Source organism: Pseudomonas sp. Pseusp10 (assembly GCF_059492225.1).
In genome coordinates, this window is sequence record NZ_CP168528.1 from 5,828,920 (window position 1) to 5,841,062 (window position 12,143).

Sequence of the window (12,143 nt, forward strand, 5' to 3'; positions counted from 1 at the left end):
CTGCGGCGTGGGCAGGTCGCGGATTATAGCGAAGACTGTGGCTGGCGGACACCTCGCTGTCGGGTTGCGCGGTCTTTCGTGTGGTGTGGGTTCTATGCCAAACTCAGCGACTTTCGGGCTTGCCTAACAGGATTTATGCTCCCCTTGTCACCCAGCTTGCTAACTACCCTCGCCGCCGCCTGCTTGTATGCCGCTGCGACCATTTACCAGGGCACTCGCCTGGCGTCCGGCGCCAAGGTCAACAAACGCCTGCTGGTCATGCTCGGCGTGCTCGCCGTATTGGCCCACGGCGCCAGCCTGTTCAGCCACCTGCTGACCCCGGGCGGCCTGGGCCTGGACTTCTTCAATGCCGCCAGCCTGATTGCCGTGGCGGTCATCGCGCTGACCCTGCTGGCCTGCTCGCGAATACCGGTAGAGAACCTGCTGGTCCTGCTGTTCCCGCTTGGGGCCTTGACCGTGATGCTGGCGCATTTTGCCCCCGCCGGCACAGTACAGGTCATTGATGAGGAGCCGGGCATCCTCGCCCACATACTGCTTTCGATCCTTGCCTACGGCATGTTCACCATCGCGGTGTTCCAGGCCTTGCTGCTGCTGGTTCAAGACCACCAACTCAAGCACAAGCACCCATCCGGGCTGATCAAGAACTTCCCGCCGCTGCAAACCATGGAAAGCCTGCTGTTCGGTTTCCTCTGGGCCGGCTGGACACTGTTGTCGCTGTCGCTGATTTCCGGCTGGCTGTTCGTCGAAAACCTGTTCGCCCAGCACCTGGTGCACAAAACCCTGCTGGCCTGCCTGGCCTGGATCGTTTTCAGCGTGCTGCTTTGGGGCCGCAATCGCCTCGGCTGGCGCGGGCACAAAGCCATTCGCTGGACCCTGGCCGGCTTTTGCCTGCTGATGCTGGCGTATTTCGGCAGCAAACTGGTTCGTGAATACATCCTGCATATCTGACGGGCGGCATTAATGGACGACTTGCCCATAGGGCCGATGCTCGCGGTAGTGACCCTGCTGGTTTTATGGTCGGGGCTGTTTACCGCCATCGAAGCGGCGCACCAGTATTTGCTGGCCCAGCGCACCGCGACGCGTTCCAGCGACAAGCCGGTGGCGAAACTCAGCTTCCCCCTGGCCAGCCTGATTTTTTGCAACACCCTCTGCCGTGCACTCGTGGTGGTCATCAGTACCTTGCTGGCCATTTTCACCTGGGCCGAAAACGGTCCGTGGGTCGCTTGCCTCGGGGCGGGCGCCATATTGCTGGTGTTTTCCGACTACTTGCCACGCGCCCTCGCTACCCGCTATCCGGATGCGATCCTGGCCCAAGGCAACAACCTGCTGCGCGTGCCGCTGAAAATCATCTATCCCGCGGCATGGCTGCTCAACAGCATCAGTCAGTTGCTGATGCGACCGTTCGCCCGTAAAGCCAAAGTGGTGCAACGAAGTGAGGACGAAACACTGACGGAGCGGCAGGACATGCCGGAAACCGTAAGCCGCCCTCACCCGCTGCCAGGCATCCACGCGCTGGACAACATCACGGTCAATGACATCCTGGTACCGCGCAGTGATGTGGACGGCATCAATCTCGATGACGCCCTCGAAGAAATCATCGAACAATTGCGCCACAACAAACGCACTCGCCTGCCGGTGTTCCACAGTGATATCAACCAGGTCGAAGCCGTCCTCAACACCCGACACATCCTTCACTTGCTGCCCGATGCGAGCCTGACCAGGGAAGCGTTGCTGGCGGCCAGTCACGAGCCGTACTTCGTGCCGGAAAGTACCCCGTTGCAGTTGCAACTGCTCAACTTCCACAAGCAGCAGCGGCGCCTGGGCATGGTGGTCGACGAATACGGCGAAGTGCTGGGCATCGTCACCCTGGAAGACATTCTCGAAGAAATCGTCGGCGAGTTCGAAAGCCAGCACAGCCTGGACAACCCGCACATTCATCCCCAGGCCGACGGACGCCTGGTGATCGACGGCGCCGCGTCCATTCGCGAGCTGAACAAGAGCCTCGGCTGGCACCTGCCAAGCGATGGCCCGAAAACCCTGAACGGCTTGGTCACCGAGGCACTGGAAACCATTCCCGAAAGCGCGGTGTGCCTGAAGATCGGTCGGTATCGCCTGGAGATTCTCGAGACCGAAGACAACCGTGTCACGCGAGTATTGATCTGGCAGACCAGCTCGATGCCTGTGGTTATCTAGGATCGAGGTAATTTTCTGTGGCGAGGGAGCTTGCTCCCTCGCCACAAATGCCAGACCCCAAGCCACTTGTTTGATCGTTAGCCACCTTCCTATAATCGAACCGCTTACCCAAGCCCCGCCACACCCTGTGCCACCCGCACTCTGCGTTAAGCCCACATCCCTGGGTTCTCGACCATAATAATTCGCTCCACTGGAGCACATGACTGTCAGGGATAACCGCATGACGACCAGCACGACTTACAGCGACTCCACACCTGCGCAACCGACGAACTCCGCCACCCGCGTGGCCACCGCGAGCTTCATCGGTACCGCCATCGAGTTCTACGACTTCTACGTCTATGCCACCGCCGCTGCGCTGGTGATCGGCCCGGTGTTCTTTCCACAGACATCCGGCACCGCCCAGATGCTTTCGGCGTTTCTCACGTTCGGCATCGCCTTCCTTGCACGCCCCTTGGGTTCGGCCCTTTTCGGCCACTTCGGCGACCGTATCGGTCGCAAATCGACCCTGGTCGCCTCGCTGCTGCTGATGGGCGTGTGCACCACGCTGATCGGCGTGCTGCCCGGTTACGACAGCATTGGCACCTGGGCACCGATCCTGCTTTGCGTCCTGCGCTTCGGCCAGGGCCTGGGGTTGGGCGGCGAATGGGGTGGTGCGGCATTGCTGGCCACGGAAAACGCGCCGAAAGGCAAACGCGCGTGGTTCGGCATGTTCCCGCAACTGGGTCCGTCCATTGGTTTTCTGGCGGCCAATGGCCTGTTCCTGACATTGGCCGTAGTGCTGGACGATGAACAATTCCGCTCATGGGGCTGGCGTATTCCGTTCCTGCTCAGCGCCGCGCTGGTGTTGGTCGGCCTGTACGTGCGCCTCAAACTGCATGAAACCCCGGTGTTCGCCAACGCCGTGGCGCGTCAGGAACGGGTGAAGATCCCGCTGTTCGAGCTGTTCGGCCAATACTGGGTGCCCGTATTGCTGGGAGCCGGTGCGATGGTCGTGTGCTACGCGCTGTTTTATATCTCCACCGTGTTTTCCCTGAGCTACGGCGTGACAACGCTTGGCTACAGCCGAGAAACCTTCCTCGGCCTGTTGTGTTTCGCCGTGCTGTTCATGGCGGCCGCCACTCCGTTGTCGGCCTGGGCCAGTGACCGTTATGGGCGTAAACCGGTGCTGATCGTCGGCGGCGTGTTGGCGATCCTGTCCGGTTTCCTGATGGAGCCGTTGCTGACTCAAGGCTCGACGTGGGGCGTAGCGCTGTTCCTGTGCATCGAACTGTTCCTGATGGGTGTGACGTTTGCGCCGATGGGTGCGCTGCTGCCGGAGTTGTTCCCCACCCACGTGCGCTACACCGGCGCCTCGGCGGCCTACAACCTGGGCGGTATCGTCGGCGCCTCCGCGGCGCCGTTCTTCGCACAGAAACTCGTGGCGATGGGTGGTTTGAGTTACGTCGGCGGGTATGTGTCCGGGGCGGCGGTGCTGAGTTTGATTGCAGTGCTGTGTTTGAAGGAGACGCGGCATAACGATTTGAATCAGGTCGCCTGACAGATTGCTTTCGCGGGCAAGCCCGCTCCCACAGGACTTTTGTCGAACCACTATTTTGTGATCGACACTGATCCTGTGGGAGCGGGCTTGCCCGCGAAGGGGCCCTCCCAGACAAAACACCAACCACAACTTTTCCCCCACCCATTGTCACCTCGCTCTACGCGCATCGGCACATCCCCGCTATACTTCCCGGCTTTTCCTGAATAAATGCCAATAGGGTCCCGCCGCGCATGGATAAGACCTACCAGCCGCACGCCATTGAAACTTCCTGGTACAACACCTGGGAGTCAGAGAATTACTTCGCCCCGCAAGGCGCGGGCGAGTCCTACACCATCATGATCCCGCCGCCGAACGTCACCGGCAGCCTGCACATGGGTCACGGTTTCAACAACGCGATCATGGACGCCCTGATCCGTTTCCGCCGCATGCAGGGTCGCAACACCCTGTGGCAGCCGGGCACCGACCACGCCGGTATCGCCACGCAGATGCTGGTAGAGCGTCAGCTCGAAGCCAAGGGCCAGAGCCGCCACGACCTGGGCCGCGAAAAATTCCTCGAAAAAGTCTGGGAGTGGAAGGATGAGTCCGGTGGCAACATCAGCCGCCAGATCCGTCGCCTGGGCTCGTCCGTTGACTGGAGCCGCGAGCGCTTCACCATGGACGACGGCCTCTCGGAAGCCGTTAAAGAAGCGTTCGTTCGTTTGCACGAAGACGGCCTGATCTATCGTGGCAAGCGCCTGGTCAACTGGGACACCAAGCTGCACACGGCGATTTCCGACCTTGAAGTGGAAAACCACGACGAGAAAGGTTTCCTGTGGAACCTGAAGTACCCGCTGGCCGATGGCGCCAAGACCGCTGAAGGCAACGATTTCCTGATCGTCGCGACCACTCGCCCGGAAACCATGCTCGGCGACTCCGCCGTTGCGGTGAACCCGAACGATGATCGCTACAAAGCCCTGATCGGCAAATTTGTCGAGCTGCCGCTGGTTGGCCGCCGCATCCCGATCATCGCCGACGATTACTGCGACCCTGAATTCGGCACCGGCTGCGTGAAAATCACCCCGGCCCACGATTTCAACGACTACGAAGTCGGCAAGCGCCACAACCTGCCGCTGCTGAACATCTTCGACAAGAACGCCACCGTTCTTCCTGCGTGCCAGGTGTTCAACCTCGACGGCACACTGAACGAAAGCATCGACGGCAAGATCCCGGCCGAATACGCCGGCCTCGACCGCTTCGAAGCGCGCAAGCAGATCGTTGCCGCGTTCGACGCTGCCGGTCTGTTGGTCAGCGTTGACGATCACGCCTTGAAAGTGCCGAAAGGCGACCGCTCCGGCACCGTTATCGAGCCGTGGCTGACCGACCAGTGGTATGTGTCTACCAAGCCTTTGGCCGAGCCTGCGATTGCTGCCGTTGAAGACGGCCGTATCCAGTTCGTGCCGAAACAATACGAAAACATGTACTTCTCGTGGATGCGCGACATCCAGGACTGGTGCATCAGCCGTCAGCTGTGGTGGGGTCACCGGATTCCGGCCTGGTACGACGAGTCGGGCAAGGTCTATGTCGGTCGCGACGAAGCCGAAGTGCGGGCCAAGCACAACATCGGCCCGGACGTTGCTCTGCAGCAGGACAATGACGTTCTCGACACCTGGTTCAGCTCGGGCCTGTGGACGTTCTCCACCCTCGGCTGGCCGGAGAAAACCGAATTCCTGAAGAAGTTCCACTCCACCGACGTCCTGGTAACCGGCTTCGACATCATTTTCTTCTGGGTTGCCCGGATGATCATGCTCACCATGCATCTGGTGAAAAACGAAGACGGCACGCCGCAGGTCCCGTTCAAGACAGTGTACGTTCACGGTCTGGTGCGTGATGGCCAGGGCCAGAAGATGTCCAAGTCCAAGGGCAACGTCCTGGACCCGCTGGACATCATCGACGGCATCGAGCTCGAAGCGCTGGTACAGAAACGCACCTCCGGCATGATGCAGCCGAAACTGGCGAAGAAGATCGAGAAGCAGACCCGTGACGAGTTCGCCGAAGGCATCGCCAGCTACGGCACCGACGCCCTGCGCTTCACCTTCTGTTCGCTGGCGTCCACCGGTCGCGACATCAAGTTCGACATGGGCCGCGTCGAAGGCTACCGCAACTTCTGCAACAAGATCTGGAACGCAGCGCGCTACGTGCTGGACAAGGGCGAAGACTGCGGCCAGAACGGCGAAGCCTATGAACTGTCCCTGGCTGATCGCTGGATCATTTCGCAGCTGCAACGCACCGAAGCCGAAGTGACCCGCCAGCTTGACCAGTTCCGTTTCGACCTGGCGGCACAAGCCCTGTACGAGTTCATCTGGAACCAGTATTGCGACTGGTACCTGGAACTGTCCAAGCCTGTGCTGTGGGACGAAAACGCACCGGTCGAGCGCCAGCGCGGCACCCGTCGCACCCTGGTTCGCGTGCTGGAAGTCGCCCTGCGCCTGGCGCACCCGTTCATGCCCTTCATCACCGAAGAAATCTGGCAGCGCATCGCGCCGCTGGCCGGTATCGAAGGCAAGACGATCATGCTGCAACCGTGGCCAGTGGCCAACGAAACACGCATCGATCAGGCGGCCGAAGATGACATCGAATGGCTCAAGGGCCTGATGCTTGGCACCCGTAACATCCGTGGCGAAATGAACATCGGCCCGGGCAAACCGCTGCCGCTGTTCCTGAAGAACGTCAGCGCCGAGGATCAGCGTCGCCTGACCGAGAACGAAGCCCTGCTGAAGAAGCTGGCGCGCCTCGAATCGATCACCGTACTGGCTGCTGGCGAAGAAGCGCCGCTGTCCGCCACCGCGCTGGTCGGCGAGATGGAAGTACTGGTGCCCATGGCCGGCTTGATCGACAAAGGTGCAGAACTGGCGCGTCTGGACAAGGAAATCCAGCGTCTGCAAGGTGAAGTGCAACGAGTCGGCGGCAAGCTGTCCAACGCCGGCTTCGTCGACAAGGCGCCAGCCGAAGTCATCGAGAAAGAACGCGCCAAACTGGCCGAGGCCGAACAGGCCCTGGGCAAGCTGGCCGAGCAGCATGCGCGGATTGCCAGCCTGTAACGGCAGATCGCAATGAAAGAGGGAGGCCGGTAATGGCCTCCCTTTTTTATGCCTGCCACTTTCTTACATCTTATGAAGATCCCCTGTAGGAGCGAGCCTGCTCGCGATGGCGGTGTAACAATCAACGATGATGGCGACTGACCCACCGCATTCGCGAGCAGGCTCGCTCCCACATTTGGTCGGTGTTGCCCCACAGATGTGGGACAATGCCCGCCACTTTCAGCCATACCCGAATTGACCACCGCCATGACCGCCCCTCGCCCACCGAAACCTGCGCGCAAAAAGCCTTCACCCGCGACCCCGGCCAAAGCCGTGGAGCCCCGCGAGAAGGCCAGCCTGCACCCGCGCAATCGCCATCAGGGTCGCTACGACTTTCCGACGCTGATCAAAAGCGCTCCGGAACTGAAGAAGTTCGTGATCATCAATCCGTACGGCAAGGAAAGCATCGACTTCGCCAGCCCCGAAGCCGTGAGGGTGTTCAACCGGGCCCTGCTCAAGTCGTTCTACGGCATCGCTCACTGGGACATTCCGGCCGACTATCTGTGCCCGCCGGTGCCAGGTCGCGCCGATTACGTGCACTTCCTTGCCGACCTGCTGGCCAGTGGCAATGACGGTGTGATCCCCCGTGGCGCCGCCGTGAAGGTGCTGGACATCGGTATGGGCGCCAACTGCGTATATCCGCTGATCGGTTACAGTGATTACCGCTGGCATTTTCTCGGTTCCGATATCGATGCGACCGCCATCGCCGCCGCCAAGGCAATCATTGTGTCCAACGGCCTGAACAAAGCCATTCAGGTGCGCCAACAGAGCAATCCCAAGCAGATCCTCACAGGCCTGCTGGAAAGTGCCGAGTGTTTCGACCTGACGATGTGCAACCCGCCGTTCCACGCATCGCTGGACGAGGCCACACGGGGCAGCACGCGCAAATGGCGCGCCTTGGGTAAAGCCGATCCGAAACGCAAGCTGCCGGTGCTGAACTTCGGCGGACAAGCGGCGGAATTGTGGTGTGAGGGTGGGGAAGTGCGTTTCGTCACGCAACTGGTCAGCGAAAGTGCTCAAGTGGGGCAGCAGGTCTTGTGGTTCAGCACCCTGGTGTCGAAAGCCTCAAATCTTCCCGCGATCCAGACCGCCCTGAAAAAGGCCGGCGCACTGGAAAACCAGATAGTGGAAATGTCCCAGGGACAGAAACAGAGCCGCTTCGTCGCCTGGACTTTCCAGACCAAAGCGCAGCAACAGGCCTGGCGCCAGGCACGGTGGGCCAAGGCTTCATCGGAGTAACAGAACGTTGCAGCGCTTGGCCTTGGGCCAAGTCTTTGTTGCGAACAAAAAAGCCGTGCACGGGTTAATTCGGTGCACGGCTTTTTTAACAAGTGTTACTTGCTGACAGCTTCAATCAGGATATTGGCCACCATTGACCCGATACCCTGGATCGAATGAATCACGCATCAGCGCTTCGTTACCCTGACAACTTCTTTGAATGCGCAGCCACGTACTTCTTTATTGTCACAGTAATACCGTGAATTCCACTCTTCCCATGGTCCATTTGTTTCAATACTGGCGACGACCCCTTCCCGCTTGAAGCGCATATCCAACGCGCCGCCCTTTTGCAGCTTATAACCACAACGCAGGACTTCACCTATGACAGTTTCACCCTCGACATCCTTGTGAGGCGCGAATATCGCCAATTCGAATTCACCCACCTGCCCCCGTCCGGTTTGAGACACGCCGTACCACTCGCCGTCGCCACTGGCCGTCGGCGCTTTATAGACACCTGGGGCCACCTCTTTGATGTCTGAAGGGCTTGGGCAGTACTCCGTGACATTTGCCCACGCCTGGCCGGATAACATAACCGCCACACACAACACCAACTGTTTAAGCTTCATAAAATATCCCTACAACTAACCACTAGAATTTAGTTTTTTAGCTTTTACGCAAAGCCGAGCGCCACACCTGATCGATACTACCGATCCAAGGCAGACACTCAACTATCAGCGCTGTAGGAAAGTTCGCTAGATATACGGAGAAAACTGACTTATTCAGTGCGCACTTAAAAAAAACCGAACCCACAAACAATCGCCCATGAAATATCGGATATAGATATATATTACAGAGAAACAACAAATGTCTTGTATCGATCTACCTTGCGTGGATCTTTATGACGCCCACAAAAAAACCGTGCCCGGATCGCTCCGGCGCACGGTTTTTTTTAACAAGTCTTACTTGTTGACAGCGTCGGTCAGGCCTTTGGCCACAACCAGCTTGATCACTTTCTTGGCAGCGATTTCGATGGCAGCGCCAGTCGAAGGGTTGCGGCCGGTACGGGCAGGGCGCTCAGTCACTTTCAGTTTGCCGATACCTGGCAGAGTGATTTCGCCGCCATTTTCCAGCTGATCGGCAACGATTTGGCCCAGTTGGTCCAGAGCGTTACGCGCGGTGGTTTTCGGCGCGTCGATAGCTTCAGCGATGTCGGCGATCAGTTGGTCTTTAGTAAGAGCCATTTAGTGTTCCTTCCCTATCAAATTCATATGGATTGCAGAGTGCAATGTCAGCTATCGAGCCCGATCTTCTGGATCTGGCACCCTCGGCCAAATAACCTCGGGATCGGGGTTATAGATACCGAAATCAGGGTTTGGTTCGACCTGACAAATGCTGACTGCACGCTTAACGCAGTGACTTCGCGCAAGACCGGGCAAAGCTAGCACACAGACGTGGAAATATCCGCCTCTAGCTACCCATTTGGTCAGCTTTATTGTGCTAAAACCGTAAAAAACTGCATAAGCGCCGTCGGTCGCCCGACAATTGCCCTTCGCACCGCGCCAAAACCAGTGGTTGCGGTACACTGAGCGCTTTTTCGGGGGAGCACGCCCTCCTCTCTTCATTCAGCCGAGAAGCCCATGCCGATCCGTCATTGCATCGTCCACCTGATCGACAAAAAACCCGACGGCACACCTGCAGTTCTCCACGCTCGTGACTCTGAACTGGCTGAGTCCGCGGCCATCGAGAACATGCTCGCCGACCTCAACGAAAGCTATAACGCCAAACAGGGCAAAGCCTGGGGCCTGTTTCATCCGGAGTCCGGGGCCTTTCCATTCAGCGGCTGGCTGAAGGAATACTTCGAGGGTGGCAAGGACTTCACGGCGTTCAGCCGTGTGGCAGTGGAGCATCTGCAAAAGCTGATGGAAGAGTCCAACCTCTCGGTCGGTGGCCACGTACTGTTCGCGCACTACCAGCAAGGCATGACCGATTACCTGGCCATCGCCCTGCTGCACCACAGCGAAGGCGTTGCGGTGACCGATCAACTGGACGTGACCCCTTCCCGTCACCTGGATTTGGGCCAGTTGCACCTGGCGGCGCGGATCAACGTGTCCGAGTGGCAGAACAACAAGCAGTCCAAGCAGTACATTTCGTTCATCAAAGGCAAGAACGGCAAAAAGGTTTCGGAGTATTTCCGCGACTTCATCGGCTGCCAGGAGGGCGTCGACGGCCCAGGTGAAACCCGCACCCTGCTCAAGGCCTTCAGTGATTTCGTCGAAAGCGAAGACCTGCCGGAAGACGACGCCCGCGAGAAGACCAAGACCCTGGTGGATTACGCCAGCAGCCAGGCCAAACTTGGTGAGCCGATGGGCCTGGAAGAGTTGTCGGGCCTGATCGACGAAGAACGCCCGAAAGCTTTCTACGACCACATCCGTAACAAGGACTATGGCCTCTCTCCGGAAATCCCGGCTGATAAACGCACCCTGAACCAGTTCCGCCGATTCACTGGCCGCGCCGAAGGCCTGTCGATCAGTTTCGAGGCGCACCTGTTGGGTTCGAAGATCGAGTACGACGAAGATGCCGGCACGCTGATCATCAAGGGCCTGCCCACTTCGCTCACCGATCAGCTGAAGCGTCGCAACTGATGCTCGGCGGCGTACTGAAAAAATGCCTGCTGATCCTGCTGGTGGTCGTGGTTTATCAGAACTGGGGCAAGATCGAGCGGGTGTTCAATCCATCGCAAGTGGTGTCTGCGCAGACGCAGGCCCAGGCCGACGTCGTGCTCTACGCCACCGAATGGTGTGGCTACTGCAAGCTGACCCGGCGCTTTCTCGATCAGAAAGGTATTCCGTACAAGGAATTCGATATCGAGAAAGATGCCGTCGCGCGCAAGGACTATCAGGCGCTGGGCGGTGGCGGCATTCCGATTATCGATGTGAACGGGACACTGATTCGCGGATATGACCCGGATGCGATTCTGGCTGCGTTGAATTAACTGTGGGAGCGAGCTTGCTCGCGATGAGGCCAACACAGTCAACAATCTTGTTGAATGTCAGTCCGCCATCGCGAGCAAGCTCGCTCCCACAAGGTTTTTTTTCAGCAGGCTTCGATCCGGAAACCTAACCGCGGGAAGTGCACATGCACCACGCCACCACGCTCGTCCTTGCGACGCACAATCAGTTCTTCACTGCCGGCAAACAACAACTCCCCCGCCACCGGATCAACGCCGTAGTCCGTGGCCGCGATGATTACCTGCTGACCTGCCTTGAATCCATTCGGATCGACGAATTGCTCATCGGGCAATGCCGCTGGCGTGGACGTGCGCGCCACCTCCAGCGCCTCCTCGGACGTCATCTCGCTGGATGCACCGTGACCGAAGCCCAGCACTCGCGCATGCCACGCACTGACCGCCGGATAAGCATCGACCAGCGGTGCAGTGACCGGCGTGGCCTTGAGGAACCACAGTGAGTGCGCCAGGGCAAAGTCGGCAATCGACGGCTCACCGAACAGGAAATCACCCTCTTCGCGCTGCAACTGCAACTCCAGGCGCGACATGATCGTTGGCCACTGATGTTTGGCCTGCTCGGTGGACAGTTTTGTCGCGCTACCACCACTGAACAAACCGGCACGGTCGGCCAGAAACGCCTTGATCGCTTCCGGCGACAGATTGCCAAAGCGCACCGCTATCGATTCCGGCTGGAACACCAGGCTGACCGCATGCTGGAACACCATCGAATCGGCCCAAGCTGCAAACGACGCGGCGATCATTTCCTGACCTTCCGGGAAAAACGCCGGCAAGGCTTTTTCCTGTTCCAGTCGCCGGGCAATCAATGCCGTGTCGCAATAAATATCTGCACCGATCTGCAACACCGGTGTCTTGCGGTAGCCACCGGTCAGCGCCGTGAGATCCGGTTTTGGCATCACTGGTGAAATCTTCACCGAGCGCCAGGACAAGCCCTTGAAGCCCAGCAGCAGGCGGGCCTTCTCGGCAAAGGGGGACGTCGGGTAATGATGCAGAATCAACTCGGACATGCTCGGCTCCGCCGCAAGGATCAGGAGCCAGCAGCTTAGCGCGCAATCAC

Annotated in this window: 10 protein-coding genes; 7 read left to right on the forward strand and 3 right to left on the reverse strand. The window is 59.0% G+C overall.

From position 1 onward, the window contains the following. The first annotated feature begins 135 nt into the window (after window positions 1–135). From ACEN8Z_RS26470 to rlmF, 5 genes are all read left to right on the forward strand, one after another. Window positions 136–948 carry a cytochrome C assembly family protein gene (locus ACEN8Z_RS26470; RefSeq protein WP_495596162.1) on the forward strand — a complete coding sequence of 271 codons (813 nt, stop codon included), beginning with the start codon at window positions 136–138 and terminating at the stop codon, window positions 946–948. Between the two features lie 12 nt (window positions 949–960). Beyond that, window positions 961–2,193 (forward strand): transporter associated domain-containing protein, encoded by a 1,233-nt coding sequence (locus ACEN8Z_RS26475; RefSeq protein WP_495596163.1) that lies wholly within the window; start codon window positions 961–963, stop codon window positions 2,191–2,193. 220 nt (window positions 2,194–2,413) lie between these two features. Further along, entirely contained in the window at window positions 2,414–3,730 is a 1,317-nt protein-coding gene (locus tag ACEN8Z_RS26480) for an MFS transporter (RefSeq protein WP_495596164.1), read from the forward strand. 230 nt (window positions 3,731–3,960) lie between these two features. Beyond that, window positions 3,961–6,807, forward strand: a complete 2,847-nt coding sequence (locus tag ACEN8Z_RS26485) for a valine--tRNA ligase (protein WP_495596165.1) — start codon at window positions 3,961–3,963, stop codon at window positions 6,805–6,807. Between the two features lie 246 nt (window positions 6,808–7,053). Beyond that, entirely contained in the window at window positions 7,054–8,085 is a 1,032-nt protein-coding gene (gene rlmF / locus ACEN8Z_RS26490; RefSeq protein ID WP_495596166.1) for a 23S rRNA (adenine(1618)-N(6))-methyltransferase RlmF, read from the forward strand. A gap of 167 nt (window positions 8,086–8,252) precedes the next feature. Here rlmF and ACEN8Z_RS26495 read toward each other — a convergent pair whose 3' ends face one another. After that, complete coding sequence (locus ACEN8Z_RS26495; RefSeq protein WP_495596167.1) at window positions 8,253–8,690, reverse strand: DUF3757 domain-containing protein; 438 nt, start codon at window positions 8,688–8,690, stop codon at window positions 8,253–8,255. Window positions 8,691–9,023: 333 nt separating this feature from the next. Beyond that, the gene (locus ACEN8Z_RS26500) at window positions 9,024–9,305 is read right to left on the reverse strand and encodes an HU family DNA-binding protein (protein WP_007905514.1); all 282 of its coding nucleotides are present in this window, start codon (window positions 9,303–9,305) and stop codon (window positions 9,024–9,026) included. Window positions 9,306–9,701: 396 nt separating this feature from the next. Between ACEN8Z_RS26500 and yejK the strand changes: the two genes are divergently transcribed. Both yejK and ACEN8Z_RS26510 read left to right on the forward strand, forming a co-directional pair. Then, the gene (yejK, locus tag ACEN8Z_RS26505) at window positions 9,702–10,706 is read left to right on the forward strand and encodes a nucleoid-associated protein YejK (protein WP_495596168.1); all 1,005 of its coding nucleotides are present in this window, start codon (window positions 9,702–9,704) and stop codon (window positions 10,704–10,706) included. Next, on the forward strand, window positions 10,706–11,056 hold the full coding sequence (locus tag ACEN8Z_RS26510) for a glutaredoxin family protein (protein ID WP_495596169.1): 351 nt from the start codon (window positions 10,706–10,708) through the stop codon (window positions 11,054–11,056). The genes yejK and ACEN8Z_RS26510 overlap by 1 nt, the downstream gene beginning before the upstream one ends. A 101-nt stretch (window positions 11,057–11,157) precedes the next feature. On the opposite strand, the gene ACEN8Z_RS26515 is transcribed toward ACEN8Z_RS26510, so the two are convergent. After that, window positions 11,158–12,093 (reverse strand): glutathione S-transferase family protein, encoded by a 936-nt coding sequence (locus ACEN8Z_RS26515; protein ID WP_495596170.1) that lies wholly within the window; start codon window positions 12,091–12,093, stop codon window positions 11,158–11,160. Window positions 12,094–12,143 lie beyond the last annotated feature (50 nt).

Coding starts and splice junctions, on each gene's coding strand:
- ACEN8Z_RS26470 (WP_495596162.1), top strand. CDS start 136: ATGCTCCCCTTGTCACCCAGCTTGCTAACTACCCTCGCCGCCGCCTGC.
- ACEN8Z_RS26475 (WP_495596163.1), top strand. CDS start 961: ATGGACGACTTGCCCATAGGGCCGATGCTCGCGGTAGTGACCCTGCTG.
- ACEN8Z_RS26480 (WP_495596164.1), top strand. CDS start 2,414: ATGACGACCAGCACGACTTACAGCGACTCCACACCTGCGCAACCGACG.
- ACEN8Z_RS26485 (WP_495596165.1), top strand. CDS start 3,961: ATGGATAAGACCTACCAGCCGCACGCCATTGAAACTTCCTGGTACAAC.
- rlmF (WP_495596166.1), top strand. CDS start 7,054: ATGACCGCCCCTCGCCCACCGAAACCTGCGCGCAAAAAGCCTTCACCC.
- ACEN8Z_RS26495 (WP_495596167.1), bottom strand. CDS start 8,690: ATGAAGCTTAAACAGTTGGTGTTGTGTGTGGCGGTTATGTTATCCGGC.
- ACEN8Z_RS26500 (WP_007905514.1), bottom strand. CDS start 9,305: ATGGCTCTTACTAAAGACCAACTGATCGCCGACATCGCTGAAGCTATC.
- yejK (WP_495596168.1), top strand. CDS start 9,702: ATGCCGATCCGTCATTGCATCGTCCACCTGATCGACAAAAAACCCGAC.
- ACEN8Z_RS26510 (WP_495596169.1), top strand. CDS start 10,706: ATGCTCGGCGGCGTACTGAAAAAATGCCTGCTGATCCTGCTGGTGGTC.
- ACEN8Z_RS26515 (WP_495596170.1), bottom strand. CDS start 12,093: ATGTCCGAGTTGATTCTGCATCATTACCCGACGTCCCCCTTTGCCGAG.